Below are 18,291 nucleotides of genomic sequence, written 5' to 3' on the forward strand. Positions count from 1 at the left end.
CTGAGCCATGCTGCCTGAACTCGGTCAAATCACCCTGATCCTGGCGCTGCTGGTGTCGCTGCTGCAGGCGCTCCTGCCGCTGGCCGGCGCGCATCGCGGCAAGGCCGCGTGGATGGCCGTGGCGCGTCCAGCGGCCTATGGCCAGCTGTTCCTGTTGCTGGCGGCGTTCGTCATCCTCACCGTGGCCTTCGTCACCCAGGACTTCTCGGTCAAGTACGTGGCCGAAAATTCCAATTCGCTGTTGCCGATGATGTACCGGTACTCCGCGGTGTGGGGTGCGCACGAAGGCTCGCTGCTGCTGTGGGTGCTGGTGCTGGGCATCTGGACCGCGGCGGTCGCCGAATTCTCGCGCCACCTGCCGGAGGCGGTGGTCGCGCGCGTGCTCGGCGTGATGGGCGTGATCAGCGTCGGCTTCCTGGCCTTCCTGATCTTCACCTCCAATCCGTTCGCGCGGCTCCTGCCCGCGCCGCTGGAAGGCCGCGACCTGAATCCGCTGCTGCAGGATCCGGGCCTGATCATCCATCCGCCGATGCTCTATACCGGCTACGTAGGTTTCGTGGTGCCGTTCGCGTTCGCGATCGCCGCGCTGCTGGATGGTCATATCGATGCCCGCTGGCTGCGCTGGACCCGTCCCTGGACCAACGTGGCCTGGGCGTTCCTGACCCTGGGCATCGCGCTGGGCAGTTGGTGGGCATATTACGAACTGGGCTGGGGCGGCTGGTGGTTCTGGGATCCGGTCGAAAACGCCAGTTTCATGCCGTGGCTGGCCGGCGCGGCATTGCTGCACTCCCAGGCCGTCACCGAGAAGCGCGGCAGCTTCGGTGGCTGGACCCTGCTGCTGGCGATCGCCGCCTTCTCGCTGTCGCTGCTGGGCACCTTCCTGGTGCGCTCGGGCGTGCTGACCAGCGTGCATGCCTTCGCCGCGGATCCCTCGCGCGGCGTGTTCATCCTGATCTTCCTGGGCGCGGTGGTCGGTGGTTCGCTGGTGCTTTACGTGCTGCGCGCGCCGCGCATCGCCGGCGGCGCGTTCGTCGCCAGTTCGCGCGAAACCCTGCTGCTGGCCAACAACGTGTTGCTGGCCGCGGCCTGCGGCATGGTCCTGCTGGGTACCCTGTATCCGCTGCTCGCCGATGCGCTGGATCTGGGCAAGATTTCGGTGGGGCCGCCCTACTTCGGCCTGCTGTTCGTGGTGCTGATGACCCCGCTGGTGATGCTGGTGCCGTTCGGTCCATTGACCAAATGGCAGAAGGACCAGCCACGCAAGCCGCTGGCGATGCTGGTGCCGTGGCTGGTGGCGGCGCTGGTGCTCGGCGGCATCGCCTATTTCATGGCGCCGCAGGGACCGCTGAAGACCGCGGCCGGTGTCGCCGGCGGCGCATGGGTGGCGCTGGGCACGCTGCGCTTCGTATGGACCCGGTTGCGTGCCAACGGCAAGTTCACCCCGGAGATGCTGGGCATGGTGCTGGCGCACTTCGGCATCGCCGTGTTCCTGATTGGCGCCCTGCTGGTGGAAGCCCAGAACGTGCAGCGCGAACTGGCGATGAAGCCGGGCCAGACCATCGAGCTGGCCGGCTACGGCTTCCGCTTCGAGGGCGTGGACGAGACCCGTGGTCCCAACTACCTGTCCGACCGGGGCCATGTGCAGGTGCTGCGCGGCGATACCCCGCTAGTGCTGTTGCATCCCGAAAAGCGTGCCTATGCCAGCGGCGGCCAGGTGATGACCGAGGCCGGCATCCGTCCCAGCCTGTCCGGCGATGTCTACGTGGCCCTGGGTGAATCGCTGGGCGACGGCGCCTGGGCGGTGCGTGTGCACATCAAGCCCTTCGTGCGCTGGATCTGGCTGGGTGCCCTGCTGATGGCGCTGGGCGCCTTCGTCACCGCCACCGACCGGCGTTTCCGCCGCAAACCCGAAGCGCCAAAATCCGAGGCACAACCGGCATGAATACCCCTTCCGAGACTCCCGGCCAGAACAAGTCGCGCGGCGCGTTGGTGTTCGCCGCGGTCATCATCGGCCTGTTCTTCGTCGGCCTGATGGGCCTGCTGGCCTACGGCGTCAAGCAGTCCGGCCGCGCGGATCGGGAATCCCTGCCCTCGCCGCTGATCGGCAAGCCGGCGCCCGCCTTCGATCTGCCGCTGCTGCACGACCCGGCGACCCGGGTGGACAACGCCGACCTGGCCGGCGCGCCCTACGTGATGAACGTCTGGGGCAGTTGGTGCCCGGAATGCCGGGTCGAGCATCCGGTGTTGACCAAGTTCGCATTGACCAAGCGCGTGCGCTTCATCGGCTACAACCTCAAGGACGAACGCGGCGAAGCGCTGCGCTGGCTCGAGCAGTTCGGCAATCCGTACATGCTGGTGATCGCCGACGAGGATGGTCGCGCCGCGATCGACTGGGGCATCTACGGCGCGCCGGAAACCTTCCTGGTTGACGGCAAGGGCATCGTGCGCTGGAAGCACGTCGGCGCGGTGACCGACGAGATCATCGCCAACGAACTGCTGCCGGCGCTGGAAAAGGCGGAAGCGCAGCGATGAACGCCCTGCCCCTCCACCTGCGCACGCTGCTGCTGGCATTGCTGCTGGGCCTCGCCGGCCCCGTGTTTGCCCAGGCCAGCGATCCCACCCCGCTGCAGTTCCGCGACGACGCCGAGGAAACCCGTTTCCACCGGCTCACCGCCGAACTGCGCTGCGTGATGTGCCAGAACCAGTCGCTGGCCGATTCCAACGCGCAGATCGCCCACGACCTGCGTCGCGAAGTGCTGGACCTGATGCGCCAGGGCAGGTCGGATCCGGAGATCAAGCGGTTCCTGGTGGATCGCTATGGCGAGTTCGTGCTGTACAAGCCGGAAGTCTCGCCCGGCACCTGGCTGCTCTGGTTCGGCCCGGCCGTGCTGGTGCTGGCCGGCGGCGTGATCGTCCTGCGCATCGTCAGGCGCAGGAGCGGCGGGCGCGACGTCGCCGAAGCCGACGACAACCAGGAGTGGTGATGACCGTCTTTTCCGCCATCGCATCACTGTTGACCCTGCTCGTCCTGGTGGGCGTGCTGTGGCCGTTGTGGCACTCCTCGCGTCGCCTGTTCATCGGCGCCGTGGCCACCCTGGGCATCGGCGCGCTCGCGCTGTACCGCCTGCTCGGCACACCGGCGGCGATCGAGATGCCCGCGACGATGCCGGCCGCGGCGGCGCCCGCCAGCCTGGACGAAGCCGTCAAGCAGCTCGAGGCCGAACTCAAGCGCAATCCCAACGAGCCGGAAGGCTGGCGCCTGCTGGGGCGCTCCTACCTGAGCCTGGAGCGTTACACCGAAGCGCGCACCGCGTTCGAGACCGCGCTGAAACTGGCGCCGGACGATGCCAACCTGCTGGTCGAGAACGCCCAGGCGCGGCTGTACGCGGCACCGGACAAGCAGCTCGATGCCCAGGCCGTCGGCCTGCTGCAGCGCGCCCTGGCGATCGAACCCCAACACCAGCGCGCACGCTGGTTCCTCGGCGTGTCGCAGCGCCAGCAGGGCCAGCCGGCCGAAGCCGCGCGCACCTGGGAACCGCTGCTGGCCCAGGTCGACGGCGGCACCGCCGCCACCCTGCGCACCCAGATCAACCAGGCCCGCGCCGAGGCCGGCCTGGAGGCGCTGCCGGAGCCCGCCACGCCCGCTCCCGTGGCAGCCATCGGCAAGCCGCTGCTGAAGGTCAGCGTGGACATCGCCCCGGAGCTCAAGTCGCGGCTGGCCGGTGGCGAGACCCTGTTCGTGTTCGCCCGCCAGGCCGGTGGACCGCCGATGCCGGTGGCCGCCAGGCGGGTGCCGGCATCGTCCTTTCCGATCACCCTGGAACTGGACGATGGCGACAGCCCCATGCCGACGCTCAAGCTGTCGCAGGTGCCCAAGGTCGAACTGGGCGCGCGCGTCTCCCGCGCCGGCGACGTGATGGCCAAGGCGGGCGATCTGGAGGCGGTCATGGTGCCGGCCGAGGTGGGTTCGGCCCAGGCCTATTCGCTGCGGATCCAGCGCGTGGTGGAATGAGCGCGGCCGGCTCCGGCCGGCGGTCGCAGGCTAAACTTGCGGGATGACCGAATTCATCCCGCCCGGCACGCGCTTCCACGCGCTGCCCTCGCCCTTTCCGATGAAACGTGGCGGCGCGCTGTCCGGCGCGCGCGTCGCCTATGAAACCTGGGGCACGCTCAATGCAGCGCGCGACAACGCCGTCCTGATCGTCACCGGCCTGTCCCCGGACGCGCACGCCGCGCGCAACGAAGGCAACGGCGAGGACGGCTGGTGGGAAGCGATGCTCGGACCGGGCAAGCCGATCGACACCAATCGCTGGTTCGTCATCTGCGTGAACTCGCTGGGAAGCTGCAAGGGCTCGACCGGCCCGGCCTCGGTCAATCCCGCCAGCGGCGAACCCTACCGACTGGATTTCCCCGAGTTGTCGGTCGAGGACGGCGCCCGCGCCGCCCACGCGGTCGTGCAGGCGCTGGGCATCGGGCAACTGGCCTGCATCATCGGCAACTCGATGGGCGGCATGACCGCGCTGGCCTACCTGCTGCTGCATCCCGGCGCCGCACGCACCCACATCAACATTTCCGGCAGTGCCCAGGCGTTGCCCTTCTCCATCGCCATCCGCTCCCTGCAGCGCGAGGCCATCCGCCTGGATCCTTCCTGGAACCAGGGCCACTACGACGACGATCACTATCCCGAATCGGGCATGCGCATGGCGCGCAAGCTGGGGGTGATCACCTATCGCTCGGCGCTGGAGTGGGATGGCCGTTTCGGCCGGGTGCGGCTGGAATCGGATCGGCCGGACGAGGATCCGTTCGGGCTCGAATTCCAGGTGGAAAGCTACCTCGAAGGCCACGCCCGCCGGTTCGTGCGCCGCTTCGATCCCAACAGCTACCTCTATCTCAGCCGTTCAATGGACTGGTTCGATCTGGCCGAGTACGCCAACGGAGACGTGCTGCAGGGATTGGCCCGGATCCAGGTGGAGCGGGCGCTGGCGATCGGTGCGGTGACCGACATCCTGTTCCCGCTCCAGCAGCAGGAGCAGATTGCACAGGGCCTGGCGCTGGGCGGCGCCCGGGCGGAATTCCAGCCATTGGAATCCCCGCAGGGCCATGACGCCTTCCTGGTCGATTTCGCCCGGTTCGGGCCGGCGGTGGCAGGCTTCCTGGACAGCCTCTGAGCCAGGGCTGGCCTGCCGCCATACCCTCGCGACCGGAACCCGCCCGAACTAGAATGGCGGCACCATTATCAGCGGGTGCCTTTCCATGTCCCTCGATTTTCCCGGCCACGACAAGCTGGTCGCCTCGCTGGACGCGGCCGTCGCCCTGGGTGACGACCGCGCCATCACCGACGCGCTGCGCAAGTCGCTGTGCGAATTGATCCGCGACGAATCGGTCGCGTTGCCCACCTGCGTGCTGGACCCGATCGCCGATCACTACGCGCGCCGGGAGCTGTACACCAGCCCCGAGTATGGCTACAGCGTCATCGCCATGACCTGGGGGCCCGGCCAGGGCACCAAGATCCATGACCATTCCGGCATGTGGTGCGTGGAAGGCGTGTGGCGCGGCCGCCTGGAAATCACCCAGTACGAACTGGCCGAACACGATACCGAACGCTACCGGTTCGTCGCCGCGGGCACCATCGAGGCGGGGACCGGCTCGGCCGGCAGCCTGATTCCGCCCCACGAGTACCACACCATCCGCAACCCCAGCGACGACGCCATCGCGGTGTCCCTGCACGTCTACCAGCGCACCATGGTCCGCTGCGGGATCTACACCCCCGAGGGCGACGCCGCCGGCCAGGAGGGCTGGCAGCGGCGCGGCGAGCGCCTGCTGGGCACCGATCGCGTGGTCTGAAGGGCTGTCGGGTACCCCGGCGGCTCGGCTATACTCCGTCCCCTTGCCGAAGTGGCGGAATGGTAGACGCAGCGGACTCAAAATCCGCCGCCCTTAAAAGCGTGTGGGTTCGAGTCCCACCTTCGGCACCAGACCCGGAAGAGGCCCGACGAACGTCGGGCCTCTTTTTTTTGTGCCGATTTTGGACCGTTAGAAAATTGGTGTTGGGAAAGTGCCAAAGGTGTGCTATACCTGAATCGTCACAGTACGAGCGAAAGCGGATGCGTGTCATTCATGCCAAATGGCAGTTGACAAATGGGGAGCGCATCGAGGTGAGACCCAATTCCATCAGCCCTTCGGGACGCCCAGCCAACCTGCCGGTACCGCCAGTGAGCAACTCGACCGATTTTCGTGGCACCGCTTCTCCCCGCATCGTGAACTCCAGCGCATTCCAGCGCACCCGCCGCAATGTCGAACTGTGCAAACGGGGCGAAATGCGGGCCGAGCGTTTCCTGGACGCCGCCACCGAGGTGTTCGCCGAGAAAGGCTACCAGCACGCCAAGCTCAGTGAAATCGTGGCGCGGGCCGGCGGATCGCTGGCTACCCTGTACCGGATCTTCGGCGACAAGGAGGGGCTGGCCTACGCCATCCTGGAACGGCGCCTGGAGAACCACGTCGGTATCCTGAACGACATGAATTTCTCGGACCTGCCGCCGGAGCAGGCCCTGCGCGAGGTCGCGATCCGTATCGCCGATTCGATGGTCAAGGCGGAATCCCGGGTGGTCTATCGCATCGTGATTGGCGAGGGTGAGTCCTTCCCCGCCCTGCGCGACTGGTTCTTCGAGCATGCCGTCGCCGAGACCCGCGGCATCCTGACCCGTTTCTTCCAGCAGGAAATGGACGCCGGCCGCCTGAAGCTGGCCTCGGCCGAGGGCGCCGCAACCCAGTTCTACATGATGATGTTCGGCAACCTGATCATCCGGGTCGCCAGCGGTTATCTGGACCGACTGGACCCGGCCGCCTTGCGCGAGCAGGCCATGGCCAATGTCGATCTGTTCCTGCAGGGCGCGCTGCCACGCGGGTGACGCCCTGTCCGTCCCGGTGTGCCTGGTGACGCGATGGTCGCCGCCATGGACCTGAAGAGCGGTTACCCCTACTGGGCCATCAAGAATGGCCTGATGCGCCCCTTTCCCCCGCTGGCGGGAGACCTGCACTGCGAGATTGCGATCGTCGGTGGCGGCATCACCGGTGCGCTGATTGCCGATCACCTGCAGACGGCGGGCCACGACGTGGCTGTCATCGAACAGCGCGACATCGGCTGGGGCAGCACCGCCGCCAGCACCGCCCTGCTTCAATATGAAATCGATACCCCCCTGCTGGAGCTGGCCAGGCGGCTGGGCGAGCGGGACGCCGCGCGGGCCTATCGTGCCTGTGCGCAGGCGCTGGACCGGCTGCGCGAGCTGGCCCGCGAAATCCGCGATGTCGGCTTCGCCTGGACGGACAGCCTGTACCTGGCCACGCACTGGCGGGAACGCACCGGACTCGCCGAGGAAGCATCGGCGCGCCGCCGGCTGGGCCTGCAGGTCGAATACCTGGATGCCGGAGAACTGACCGAACGCTTCGGCCTGACCCGGCCGGCCGCGCTGCTGAGCAGGCAGGCCGCATGCGTGGATCCGTATCGGATGACCCACCGGCTGCTCCATCGCACGGCGACCCGGGGTGCCCGCGTCCACGACCGGACCTGCGTCGTGGAAATCCTGCCCCGGCCGCGCTCGGTGTTGCTGCGAACCGCCGAAAGTGCCCAGGTCCATGCCCGCCACGTCGTCCTGGCCTCCGGCTATACGGCCCAGCAGTGGCTGCGCCAGCGGGTCGCGCGCAACCACAGCAGCTACGCGTTCGTGAGCGACCCGGTCGCGCCGGAGGCGCTAGGTTTTCTTCGCCGGACGATGCTATGGGAAACCGCCCGCCCCTATCTGTATCTGCGCACGACACCGGATCACCGGGTCATCGTCGGTGGCGAGGACGATCGCGTCGACATCCCGGCGCGACGGGATGCGCGGGTGGTGAAGAAGGCCCACGCACTCAACCGCAAGCTCCGCGAACTGCTGCCGCACCTGGATTGCGCGCCCGCATTCGCCTGGGCCGGCACGTTCGCCGAGACCGAGGATGGCCTGCCGTTCTTCGGGCCACATCCCCAGCATGGCGGACGCGTGCATTTCGCCATGGCCTACGGCGGCAACGGCATCACCTACAGCAGGATCGGCGCGGAACTGCTGCTCGCGCGCATCGAACGCCGGCACCACCCGCTTGCCGCCTTGTTTTCCTTTCAGCGGCTGGCACGCCGCTGACCTGATTTCATGCCGTGAAGACATTCCCGCGCGTAGGTTCGGACCTCCCGTCCCGGGAGCATTCCGATGCCACGAGGAGAAAAGGACGCCTACACCGATCGGCAGAAACGCAAGGCCGAACATATCGAGGAAAGCGAGCGCGAGCAGGGCCGTTCCAACGAGGATGCGGAACGCATTGCCTGGGCGACCGTGAACAAGCAGGAAGGTGGCGGCCGCAAACGCGGCAGCGCACGAAAGACGGCGCGGAAGAGCAGCAGGAAGGCCACCCGCAAGAAAACGGGCAAGACCACCAAGAAGGCCGCCGGCAAGACAGCGAAGAAGGCGACCGGGAAGACTGCCCGCAAGGCCCCTCGCAAGGCCGCCAAGAAGACCGCGAAGAAGGCGGCGAAGAAGGCCGCCAAAAAGACCGCAAGGAAGACGACGAAGAAGGCAGCAGGGAAGACGGCGAAAAAATCCACGCGGAAAACCGCAAGGAAAGCCGCGAAGAAGACGGCGACCAAGCGAGCCCGCAAGACGCCGCGCAAGACCGCCAGGAAGTCAACCCGCACATCCAACGGACGCACCCGCGGCGACTGAACGAGTTCGTCTGCAGCGCGGAACCGGAACGCCGGCGATGCCGCAGGACCCGCGGCCATGCGGTGGTGCTTATGCCTTCGCCATGGCCACGCCGGGCCACCAGCCGCTGCCGGTCAACGCGTAGCGGTCCGCGGCGCGCTCGAACGGATTGCGGACGCTGACGCCTCCGCTCAGCAGGTAGACAGGCAGGAACAGCGGCCCCAGTACCATGTACTGGAATACATGCGCGCGTTCGTGATCGCCCAGCCGGATCGGTGGATGCTCGCAATGGCCGGCGCGCTGCTCGTAGGTGATGCAGATCGAATCCAGGCTGTCGCCGGTATGCAGGATGGTGTTGCCGAAAGTGATGGCGCCACCCGGCCCCCAGGGCCAATGATGGAACACCAGTGCGCAGTCACGCGCGCTCCAACGCATGCGCGCGCCGAAGACCAGTCCCAGGCCACCGGCCAACAGGCCCACCAGCGTGTTCGGCAGGGTCCAGAGCGCGCCGAGCGCGCCCGCCGCGATCCACCACGCGGTACGTCGGCGCGCGACGGCGTTCAATCCGCCTCGTTGGGCATCAGCAGCCAGAGGATCAGGTAGACCAGGATGCCGGGAAAGGCCGCCGAGGCGATCGACACAATCACGAAAATGACGCGCAGCAGCGTGGGGTTCCAGCCAAAGCGATGCGCGATGCCGCCCATCACGCCGGCGATCATCCGATCGTTCAGGGAACGGGCCAGCGGCTTGGACGCGGTGTTCATGGTGATCGGCTCCCCACGGTCGTCCCGGCAAGTCTAGCGCTCAGCGCGATGGCGCGCCTGAACCACGCAGGGACTTGAGCCGGCTCAGGAACCAGGCACCGGCGTCCTGTTCCGGCTGGCCCGGGCAACGCACCCGATAGGCGCGTCCGCTCAAACTGCTCTTGCTGGCCGCGCGCTCGATGAATTGTTCGGCGGTATCGACCAGATCACGCTTGAGCAGGTAGTCGTACTTGCGTTGCAGATGCGCGCGCGCATCCGCCCGCCCGTACCACTTGCCGTTGCGCTGGAACTCGCATTGCGAATTGGACAGCCCGTCCATCAACTGGGTGATTTCGCGCCTGGCCTGCTCGCCGGGCGCCGCCGTCGCGGTGGTCGCCCACCATGCCAAGCCGCAAGCCAACGCGATAATTCCCTTGCGCATGTCCAATTCCCCGCTCATTCAAGGCGCGCAGGCTACGCGGCCCGGGATTAACCGGACACAACCGCCAATGCGGGCCTCATGTCCGCTGCGCCAGCCACTGGTGGATGGCCCCCGGCACTTCGCGCTGCGCGCGGCTGGAAACATAAATGCCGATGTGTCCGCCCTTGAAGCTCAGCTCGGTGTAATCCTCGGTGCCGACCAGATCCCGCAAGGCGCGCGAAGCGTTCGGCGGCACCAGGTGATCCTGCTCGGCATAGATGTTCAACACCGGCATCTCGACGTCGCCGAGGTGGACTTCCTCGCCGTCGATGTCGATGCCGCCGTTGACGAAGCCGTTGCCCTGGTAGAACTGCTTGATGAACTGGCGAAAGGCTTCGCCGGCGAGATCCGGCGAATCGAAAATCCACTTCTCCATGCGCAGGAAATCCTCGATGCCCTTCCGGTCATCGAGGATGTCGACCAGGCCGACGTACTTCTGCAGATTCAGCCGGAACGGTTTCAGCATCAGGTAGCAGGCATTCATCATGTCGGCCGGCACGTTGCCGATGGCATCGACGAACAGATCCACGTCCATCTCGCGGGTCCAGTGCGAGAGCATGTTGTCCGGGGTGTGGAAATCCACCGGCGTGACCATGGTGATCAGGTTCCGCACCCGTTCCGGATGCAGCGCCGAATAGCACAACGAGAACGCACCGCCCTGGCAGATGCCGAGCACGTTGATGGCGGCCTGGCCGTGCTGGCGGCACAGATGCTCGACCGCGCCGTCGATGAAGCGGTTGATGTAGTCGCCCAGGGTCAGGTAGCGATCCGAACGATCCGGATAGCCCCAGTCCAGCACGTAGACATCCTCGCCCTGCGCGAGCAGGCCCTTCACCAGTGAGCGATCTTCCTGCAGGTCGACCATGTACGGGCGGTTGACCAGTGCATAGACGATCAGCAGCGGCACGCGCGCGGTCGGCGCCTTTCCGCCGATGAACCGGTACAGCACCACCCGGCCATCACGCCAGACTTCCTGGCGCGGGGTGGCGCCGTAATCGACGTCCTCCACCTCCGGCAGGGTTTTCAACCCCGCCGCGAGTTTCTGTTGCGCCTGCAGGGTTTCCTGGGCGAGTTCATCCACGCTGATATCGAGCGGACCGTTCACTTGCGTCCTCCCTGGCCGCGCCCGTTCCTGCCGCGTCCGGCGGGAGCGCCGCCCTCGGGAGCGTTGCGCGCAACCCAGTCCTTCATCGACACCACTTCACCGTCGCTGGCGCGTACGGAACGGCGGGAGGTTCTCTCCATCGGCTTGGTGGTCTTCGCCATGCTGGAGGTTCCCGCCGGCTTCGTCGCCCTGGCAGACTTCGCGACGGCGCGCGGCGCCTTTGCGGCCACGGCCGTGGCCGGTCGTGTTTCGGTGGCGGGTTTCGCACCACTTCGCGGCTTTGCCGGACGCGGCGCGCGCGTGGCAGCTGCCTTCTGTTCGCGACTCCCTTCGCCATGGGTGTCCGCGCGCGGTGCGTGCCGCCGCCCGGGCCGCGCCGCATCGCGCGGATCCAGCGCGTCGTCACGGCGGCTCATCCGGCGCAATTGCCGCTCCAGCTCCGCGATCTTGCGGTGCGCGGAATCCACCTCGGTGCGGCTGGGCATGCCGAAGGCCACGCAGATCTGTTCAATCTCCTTCTGTACGCCCAGGCGCACGCGCATCTGCGTGTTGGTGAGATGGCCATAGACGTGGCGGAACTCCGGCGACAGCGCCACCTCCGCGTAGGCCTGCTCGGCGGCGTCGATCCACAGGTCGAACAACGCGCGCGCGCTGGTGAGCTGCTGGCCGGGTTCGGCCCGCGCCTCGAGCAGCGATTCGAACCGCTCGAATGCCTGCATCGCCACCTTCAACATCACCCGTTCGTATTCGCCCAGCGCCTGCTGGTAGTCCTGCTGGGCCTGCGCCAGCGCCTGCCAGCGCTCCTGGTGCTCGCGCGCCGGGCCGAACGCGGGCAGATGCAGCCAGCGCTCGTTTTCGCGGCGCAGATTGTCCAGGTACGGCGACACCTGCCGGTACCAATGCTCGAAACCGCCGCTTCCGCCGCCCTGCAAGCCACGGAAGAATTCCATCCACGGGCCGCGCCCCGCCTCCACGCCCAATGCCTGCTTCCAGGCGGCGGTGACGTCTCCGGCAGCCGTGTCCTGGCCGGCGAAGCGCGCGGCCACCTGTTGCATCAGTCCGTACCAGTCGCCGCTCTGCTGGCGGAAACGGTGCAGCACGTCCTCGGCCGGCCCCCGACCACCGCCCGGCATCAGCCGGCTCCACCAGTCCAACGCCTGCGGCCAGGCCGGTGCGGGCGCGGCGGGCGCGCCGGATGCCTGTCGCAGGGCGTCGCCCCACAGATTCCAGAACTGGCGGGCCATCGCTTCGAATTCGCCCGCGCCCGGTGGTACATGCTCGGCCATAAATCCTCCTGTCCGCCCGATTCTAGCCGCGTGCCGGGACGCGTGGGTGACGGCCGCGGCTCAGGGTTTGGGAATGCGCAGGGTCTTGCTGATCATCAGCGTGCCCGACAGGGCGTACAGCAGCACCAGCGGATGCAGCAGCCACGGCCCGAGGCGCACGTCGCCCATCCACAACGCGTCGCCGACATGGCCCAGGTAGGCGGCCACCGCGAGCACCACCACCAGCAGCAAACTGGTCGGGATCGGCGTGCCCTCGAAATACTTCACCTTGTCGCCGCCATCGGCCAGCGTCTCGGCTGTGACGTTGTAGCGCGCCAGCCGGCTGACTCCGCAGGCGACGAAATAGGACAGCACCAGCCAGTCCCAGCCGCCCTGCATGCCGCAGGCATAGGCAAGCGCGGCCGGGGCCACGCCGAAGGAAATCACGTCGGCGAGCGAATCGAGCTCCCGCCCCAGCACCGAGGCCTGCTTGCGCCAGCGCGCCACCCGGCCGTCCAGCGCATCGAAGATGAAAGCCAGCGGAATCAAGGCCATGCCGATCATCAGATCGCGGATCACGCCCTCCTGCAGGAAGCGCATCGCGGCGAAGATCGCGCCGGTGCCGCAGAAGGCGTTGCCCAAGGTAAACCAGTCGGCGAGCTGGAAATCGCGAAGCATGGAGAAATGGCGGGACACGGGCGCACCTGGCGAAGACCAGCGCACAGGTTAGCCCAACCCCGCCGGAGGCGTGGTGTTCCCGCCACGCACCGGCAGGTCCGGGGATCTGCGGGTGCAGCGCCCGATGCGCATGCCGCGGCTCAGCGCGGCAAGGCCAGCTGGCCGGCCTCCAGCTTGCCGGCACCGCGGCCCCGGGCCTCGATGACCTGATCGGCCAGTTGCGTCGCTTGTCCGTCCAGTTGCGCCGAGACCCGATCCAGCGCCGCGTAGACGTGTGGCAGCAGCGGCGCGTAGCGTGCGGCATACGCCGGCAGCGCAAGGAAGCCGTCGAAGTGCTGCGCATTGCGCACCTGCCAGTAGGCGACCTTGCGCCCGGCCGCCTTCGCTTGCGCCACATAGGGCGCGCTGCTGAAGGACGGTGGCACCAGGCCATCGTCGCTGCCGTGCACCACCACCACCGGCAGGCCCGCGCGTGGTGGCCGCGCCCGCAGTTCCGCGATGCCGCGCTGCACGCGTTGCGCGGCCTCGTCGTGGCCATCGTTGAGGGCGCGCAGGCACTGCAGGCCCGGCAGGGTGAAGTCGGGCGCGGCCAGGCGGGTATCGACGATGCCCACGCCCGCGCCGGGCGGAATGCCGCTGCCATCCGCCCACCACGCCGCCCGCTCGTTCGGGTTCGCCGCGCGCGCGCTGAAATCAGGATTCAGCGCGGCGAACGAATAGCCGCACGGATGCGTGCCGACGCCGTAGCGGCCATAGGCCGAAGCATAGGTGACCGCGATCGCACGCCACAGGTCGAAGCCGACGCTGAGCGCGCCGGCGGCCAGTGCCTGATCGGTCCAGCCATGTTCGCGCAGTTTCGCGTGCGCCGAACGCGCCTGCGCGGCCACGTCGGCTCCCTCGATCAGGCCGGCGGCCTGGAGCGATGCGCAGCGTGCCTGCCATAGCGGTTCGGCCTGCGCGCGCACGGGCGGCTGCGGCAGGCTGTCGGCCGGCAGCGCGAGCAGCGCGCACGGCATCAGCAATGCCGCTTCGGTGGTGTAGTCGTACAGCGAACGCGCGCCCGGCCCGTCGGCGTGGATGTTGGGTTCGCCCGCCACCACCGCGTCCAGCCAGTCGCCTTCCAGCTCGGCGGCACGCAGCACCGCGCCGCCACCATTGGAGATGCCCACCGCGATCACGCGGGTGTTGTCGAACCGGAACGGCGCGGCCTGCGGGAATGCCCGGTCCAGCGCGGCCAGCGCGAACTCGGCGGCCTGCTTCACGTGCCGGCCCCAGTCCGCTTCCGGGTTGTCCTGCGAATGTGCATGCTTGACCGCCACGCCGGACGCGCCCGCCGGCGCATCGGGAACGAACGCCAGCGATTCGCCCAGGGCCGCGCCGGTACCGTCCTCGCGCGTGCCGGTCTGCGTGTCCAGATCGAAGTAATCGGTGCCGGCGCCCTTGTCGGTGTAGGCGACCGCGCAGCCCCTGGGCAGGCCCCAGGCACCGGCCACGGCGATGGCGCCATAGACACCGCGCGAACCCGAGGACGCGGTGACCACCACGCAGCGCCGCCGGAGATCGAAACCATCGGGCACCTGCACCAGTACGCGATGCGGCTGCTTCGCGCCGGGCAGCTTCGCCAGCGCGCTGTACTCGCGTCCCGGCACCGCGGCGGTGCTGCCGTAAACCCCGCCGTAGCCGCCGCTGGCGGAAAGGTCGGCGATGCCGCGCCAGTTGTTCCACAACGCCCGTCGGCGCAATTCCGCAGGGGTCGGACGGGCGGCGTCGGCGAAGGCCGGTGGCGCCATCGCCTGCAGGCCGGCCAGGCTCAGTCCCGCGGTGAGCAGGTCATCGCCTCCCCGGTGTTCGGTGACGCGCTGCGGTTCGATCACGGTGTCAGGGCTCATGGGTCGGGTCGGGGAACCGCCGCAGGCGGCCAGCGCCATCGTCAGGGTGGCGGCCAGTGCGAGTCGCGCCATCGGGAAGGATCCAGGGTCCGGGTGAGGCCACCACGCTAAACGCGGCGGCGGCGGCCGTCATCGTACTTTGGTACCACGAGGGCGCGGGCGACGGCTGCTAACCTAGCACTTTCAGGAGGCGCCCCCATGCAGAACCTTTCGATTCTCGTCACCGGCGCGGCCAGCGGCATCGGCGCTGGCGTCGCCACCCGCCTGGCCGAAGCCGGCCACCATCTCATCGTCAGCGATCTGGACCCGGCCGCCGCCGAGATCGTGGCCGCCGGCATCCGGGCCACCGGCGGTTCGGCCGAGGCCGTGGCGCTGGACGTGACCTCCGACGAAAGCGTCGCCTCCGCGCTGGCGGCGATCTCGCGCCCGGTCGACGTACTGGTCAACAACGCGGGCCTGCAGCATGTGTCGCCGCTGGAGGAATTCCCGCTGGGCAAGTGGGATTTCCTGATCCAGGTGATGCTGGTGGGCGTGGCGCGGCTGACCCGCGCGGTCCTGCCTGGCATGCGCCAGCGCGGGTTCGGCCGGATCGTCAACATCGGCAGCATCCACGCGCTGGTCGCCAGTCCGTACAAGAGCGCCTATGTCGCCGCCAAGCACGGCCTGGTGGGGTTTTCCAAGGTCGTCGCGCTGGAAACCGCCGACACCGACATCACCATCAACACGGTCTGCCCCAGCTACGTGAAGACCCCGCTGGTGGACAAGCAGATCGCGGATCAGGCGCGCACCCGCGGGATTCCGGAAGCGGAAGTGGTCAGCCAGATCATGCTCAAGCCGATGCCCAAGGGCGTGTTCATCGAAATGGACGAACTGGCCGGCATCACCGCGTTCCTGTGTTCGCCCGCCGCCCGCAACATGACCGGCCAGACCCTGGTCGTAGACGGCGGCTGGACGGTGCAGTGACGGCCGGGAATCGGGAAACGGGATTGGGGATTGGCGCGACGCTGTTGCACACTCCAATCCCCAATCACGAATCCCCAATCCCGAACACCCCATGCCTACCCTGCTGATCGCCGATGACCATCCGCTGTTCCGGGCCGCGCTGCGCGGCGCGGCGGCCGATGCGGTGGCGCGGATGTCGGTGCTGGAAGCGGAATCGCTGGATGGCGTGATCGCCGCGCTGGAAGCCCACGACGATGTGGATCTGGTGCTGCTGGATCTGCACATGCCCGGCAATCACGGGCTGGCCGGGCTGGCCGCGATCCGCGCGCAGTTCCCGGCGGTGGCGGTGATCGTGGTGTCGGCCAACGACGATCCCCGCGTGGTCCGGCGCGCGCTGGATCATGGCGCCGCCGGCTACCTGCCCAAGAGCGCGGGACTGGAAGACCTGCGCGATGCCATCCGCAGCGTGCTGGCCTGCGAGCAATGGTTGCCACCGGTCCTGCGGGCCTCGGTCGCACGCGCGCAGTCGTCCCGCCATGACGCCGAGCTCGCCGCGCGCCTGGCCAGCCTGTCACCGCAGCAGTTCAGGGTGTTGACGCTGGTCGCCGAAGGCCTGCTCAACAAGCAGATTGCCGATCGCCTCGACGTGCAGGAACGCACCATCAAGGCGCATCTGTCGGCGATCTTCGACCGTCTGGGCGTCCGCAACCGCACCCAGGCCAGCGTGATCCTGCGCGAACTGGAACTGAGCGATCCGGCCCGCCAGATCGAAGCGTGAGACGATGGCGGCATTCCGCCGCCGGATGCCCCGCATGAATCCCGTTCCCGCGCCACGCGCCGCCACGCTGGACGATTCCGCCGAGATCGCGCGCCTTTCCGGGCAGTTGGGCTATCCCGCCGACGCATCCGCCATGGCGGGCCGGTTGCAGCGACTGTTGCCGCAGGTGGATCACTGCATCCGGGTGGTCGCCGATGGGCCGCGCCTGCTGGGCTGGATCACCGCGGAACGGCGCCTGTCGCTGGAAACCGGCGACAGCATCGAAATCACCGGGCTGGTGGTGGATCGTGGCGCCCATCGCGGCGGCATCGGTTCGGCGCTGGTCGCGGCGGTCGCGGAGTGGGCGCGCTCGCACGGCAGCCCGCGCCTAGTGGTGCGCTCCAACGTTGCACGCGAGGAATCGCATCCGTTCTATGAGCGCCTGGGTTTCACGCGGACCAAGAGCCAGCACGTCTACCGGCGGGATCCCTAGCCCTGCCCCGCTTGGTGTTGGGATTCGCTTCCGCCCCGTCGTCATTCTCGCGACAGCCTGCATCCATTCTTCCGGGAAGGTGAGCCGTCGCGGGCGCACTGCCTCCGCGCGGACATGGATTCCAGCTTGCGCTGGAATGACGGGGACAGGTCGATCGGCGGAACGGTGGGCGCGCCCGCATACCAACCAACGTCATTCGGCAAAAGCCGAAATCCATTTCTCCGGGAAGACGAACCGTTGCGGATGCCCTTCTCCGGGAAGACGAACCGTTGCGGATGCCCTGCCCTTCGCGCGGACACGGATTCCAGCTTGCGCTGGAATGACGGGGACAGGTCGATCGGTGGAACGGTGGGCGCGCCCGCTTACCCCCATCGTCGTTCCGGCGAAGGCCGGAATCCATTGACAAGGGAGGCCCGCGCCGGCGGGATTCCAGCTGGTCATTTTTTCGCCATCCATCTTGACAGGTCCATGGCACAAGGGCCCGCCGGGCTTATCCACATGTTTGTCCGGGAATCATCCACACGGCTTGTGGAAAACCTGAAACCTCAGTTTCACGGACGTGAAACGGCATGGTCATTTTTTCGCCAACCCGCTTGACAGCCTTGCACCGCAAGGCATGCCGGTGCTTATCCACATGTTTCTCCGGAATCGGTCCACATCCTGTGTGGACAATGCATGCGCGCCGTCGCACGTAATGCGCATGACATCGCGGGCCGGTCCCGCTCAGATGCGCGAATACTGCCAGGACACCATGCGTCCATCGCGATACGGCATGACGCCGTGGAACCCGCGCGGATCGGCGTCGAACACCAGCGGCAGGAAATGGCGGTCGCCATCCCAGAGCGGCAGATCGAGGATGCGCTCCACCGGTACCCATTCCAGCGCGCCTTCGGGATTGCGCTCATACGGGGTGCCGGTGTACGCGGTGATCAGGAATACGAAACCGAGCCAGTCCTCGCCCTGCTTGCCGAACCCGGGCCAGCTGATGGTGCCGCGCAGCAGCATCTCGTCGCAGTCGATGCCGGCCTCCTCGCGGATCTCGCGACGCATTCCCGCCACGACGTCCTCGTCCGCCTCGACTTTCCCGCCCAAGCCGTTGTACTTGCCCAGGTGCTGGTCATCGGGCCGCGCGTTGCGATGGATCAGCAGCACCTGCGACCGATCCGGTGACAGGACATAGCCGAGCGTGGCAACGATGGGGGTATAGGGCAT

20 protein-coding genes and 1 tRNA gene are annotated in these 18,291 nt (G+C 67.7%); 13 read left to right on the plus strand and 8 right to left on the minus strand.

Going from position 1 to position 18,291, the window contains the following annotated elements; genetic code table 11:
- Positions 1–7 precede the first annotated feature (7 nt).
- The 10 genes from AC3DE2_RS07140 (at position 8) to AC3DE2_RS07185 (ending at position 8,747) form a co-directional block, all read left to right on the plus strand.
- Positions 8–1,942 (plus strand): heme lyase CcmF/NrfE family subunit, encoded by a 1,935-nt coding sequence (locus AC3DE2_RS07140; RefSeq protein ID WP_488425614.1) that lies wholly within the window; start codon positions 8–10, stop codon positions 1,940–1,942.
- Entirely contained in the window at positions 1,939–2,532 is a 594-nt protein-coding gene (locus AC3DE2_RS07145) for a DsbE family thiol:disulfide interchange protein (RefSeq protein ID WP_295377154.1), read from the plus strand. Before AC3DE2_RS07140 ends, AC3DE2_RS07145 begins: the two co-directional genes overlap by 4 nt.
- Entirely contained in the window at positions 2,529–2,984 is a 456-nt protein-coding gene (locus tag AC3DE2_RS07150) for a cytochrome c-type biogenesis protein (protein WP_295377152.1), read from the plus strand. The genes AC3DE2_RS07145 and AC3DE2_RS07150 overlap by 4 nt, the downstream gene beginning before the upstream one ends.
- On the plus strand, positions 2,984–4,012 hold the full coding sequence (locus AC3DE2_RS07155; protein ID WP_488425615.1) for a tetratricopeptide repeat protein: 1,029 nt from the start codon (positions 2,984–2,986) through the stop codon (positions 4,010–4,012). The genes AC3DE2_RS07150 and AC3DE2_RS07155 overlap by 1 nt, the downstream gene beginning before the upstream one ends.
- A gap of 43 nt (positions 4,013–4,055) precedes the next feature.
- Entirely contained in the window at positions 4,056–5,168 is a 1,113-nt protein-coding gene (metX, locus tag AC3DE2_RS07160) for a homoserine O-acetyltransferase MetX (protein WP_488425617.1), read from the plus strand.
- An 85-nt stretch (positions 5,169–5,253) separates the two neighbouring features.
- Positions 5,254–5,844, plus strand: coding sequence for a cysteine dioxygenase family protein (locus AC3DE2_RS07165; protein ID WP_295377144.1), 591 nt, complete (start codon positions 5,254–5,256; stop codon positions 5,842–5,844).
- Between the two features lie 45 nt (positions 5,845–5,889).
- Positions 5,890–5,975 (plus strand) — tRNA-Leu (locus tag AC3DE2_RS07170).
- A gap of 237 nt (positions 5,976–6,212) precedes the next feature.
- On the plus strand, positions 6,213–6,908 hold the full coding sequence (locus AC3DE2_RS07175) for a TetR/AcrR family transcriptional regulator (RefSeq protein ID WP_295377141.1): 696 nt from the start codon (positions 6,213–6,215) through the stop codon (positions 6,906–6,908).
- A gap of 45 nt (positions 6,909–6,953) precedes the next feature.
- Positions 6,954–8,171, plus strand: a complete 1,218-nt coding sequence (locus AC3DE2_RS07180; protein WP_488425619.1) for an NAD(P)/FAD-dependent oxidoreductase — start codon at positions 6,954–6,956, stop codon at positions 8,169–8,171.
- A gap of 66 nt (positions 8,172–8,237) precedes the next feature.
- The gene (locus tag AC3DE2_RS07185; RefSeq protein ID WP_488425620.1) at positions 8,238–8,747 is read left to right on the plus strand and encodes a HupB; all 510 of its coding nucleotides are present in this window, start codon (positions 8,238–8,240) and stop codon (positions 8,745–8,747) included.
- Between the two features lie 69 nt (positions 8,748–8,816).
- Here AC3DE2_RS07185 and AC3DE2_RS07190 read toward each other — a convergent pair whose 3' ends face one another.
- The 7 genes from AC3DE2_RS07190 to AC3DE2_RS07220 all read right to left on the minus strand — a co-directional run bounded on the left by AC3DE2_RS07190 (position 8,817) and on the right by AC3DE2_RS07220 (position 14,959).
- Positions 8,817–9,290 (minus strand): hypothetical protein, encoded by a 474-nt coding sequence (locus AC3DE2_RS07190; RefSeq protein ID WP_295377134.1) that lies wholly within the window; start codon positions 9,288–9,290, stop codon positions 8,817–8,819.
- The gene (locus tag AC3DE2_RS07195) at positions 9,287–9,490 is read right to left on the minus strand and encodes a PspC domain-containing protein (protein ID WP_295377133.1); all 204 of its coding nucleotides are present in this window, start codon (positions 9,488–9,490) and stop codon (positions 9,287–9,289) included. The genes AC3DE2_RS07190 and AC3DE2_RS07195 overlap by 4 nt, the downstream gene beginning before the upstream one ends.
- Positions 9,491–9,530: 40 nt before the next feature.
- The gene (locus tag AC3DE2_RS07200; protein WP_295377132.1) at positions 9,531–9,911 is read right to left on the minus strand and encodes a YfeK family protein; all 381 of its coding nucleotides are present in this window, start codon (positions 9,909–9,911) and stop codon (positions 9,531–9,533) included.
- 76 nt (positions 9,912–9,987) lie between these two features.
- On the minus strand, positions 9,988–11,055 hold the full coding sequence (locus AC3DE2_RS07205; RefSeq protein WP_488425621.1) for a class III poly(R)-hydroxyalkanoic acid synthase subunit PhaC: 1,068 nt from the start codon (positions 11,053–11,055) through the stop codon (positions 9,988–9,990).
- Complete coding sequence (phaE, locus tag AC3DE2_RS07210) at positions 11,052–12,341, minus strand: class III poly(R)-hydroxyalkanoic acid synthase subunit PhaE (protein WP_488425623.1); 1,290 nt, start codon at positions 12,339–12,341, stop codon at positions 11,052–11,054. The genes AC3DE2_RS07205 and phaE overlap by 4 nt, the downstream gene beginning before the upstream one ends.
- A gap of 60 nt (positions 12,342–12,401) precedes the next feature.
- A complete protein-coding gene (pssA, locus tag AC3DE2_RS07215) occupies positions 12,402–12,998 on the minus strand; it encodes a CDP-diacylglycerol--serine O-phosphatidyltransferase (RefSeq protein ID WP_295377314.1) in 597 nt (198 codons plus the stop codon).
- A 140-nt stretch (positions 12,999–13,138) separates the two neighbouring features.
- Positions 13,139–14,959, minus strand: a complete 1,821-nt coding sequence (locus tag AC3DE2_RS07220) for a 3-hydroxybutyrate oligomer hydrolase family protein (protein WP_488425624.1) — start codon at positions 14,957–14,959, stop codon at positions 13,139–13,141.
- Between the two features lie 126 nt (positions 14,960–15,085).
- Here AC3DE2_RS07220 and AC3DE2_RS07225 point away from each other — a divergent pair, with 126 nt between their 5' ends.
- The 3 genes from AC3DE2_RS07225 (at position 15,086) to AC3DE2_RS07235 (ending at position 17,079) form a co-directional block, all read left to right on the plus strand.
- Complete coding sequence (locus tag AC3DE2_RS07225) at positions 15,086–15,850, plus strand: 3-hydroxybutyrate dehydrogenase (RefSeq protein WP_488425625.1); 765 nt, start codon at positions 15,086–15,088, stop codon at positions 15,848–15,850.
- 91 nt (positions 15,851–15,941) lie between these two features.
- Positions 15,942–16,607, plus strand: coding sequence for a response regulator transcription factor (locus AC3DE2_RS07230; RefSeq protein ID WP_295377126.1), 666 nt, complete (start codon positions 15,942–15,944; stop codon positions 16,605–16,607).
- 34 nt (positions 16,608–16,641) lie between these two features.
- Positions 16,642–17,079 carry a GNAT family N-acetyltransferase gene (locus AC3DE2_RS07235; protein WP_488425626.1) on the plus strand — a complete coding sequence of 146 codons (438 nt, stop codon included), beginning with the start codon at positions 16,642–16,644 and terminating at the stop codon, positions 17,077–17,079.
- A gap of 723 nt (positions 17,080–17,802) precedes the next feature.
- Here AC3DE2_RS07235 and AC3DE2_RS07240 read toward each other — a convergent pair.
- The gene (locus AC3DE2_RS07240) at positions 17,803–18,291 is read right to left on the minus strand and encodes an NUDIX hydrolase (protein WP_488425628.1); all 489 of its coding nucleotides are present in this window, start codon (positions 18,289–18,291) and stop codon (positions 17,803–17,805) included.

This window comes from Pseudoxanthomonas sp. 68-E7 (genome assembly GCF_057773145.1).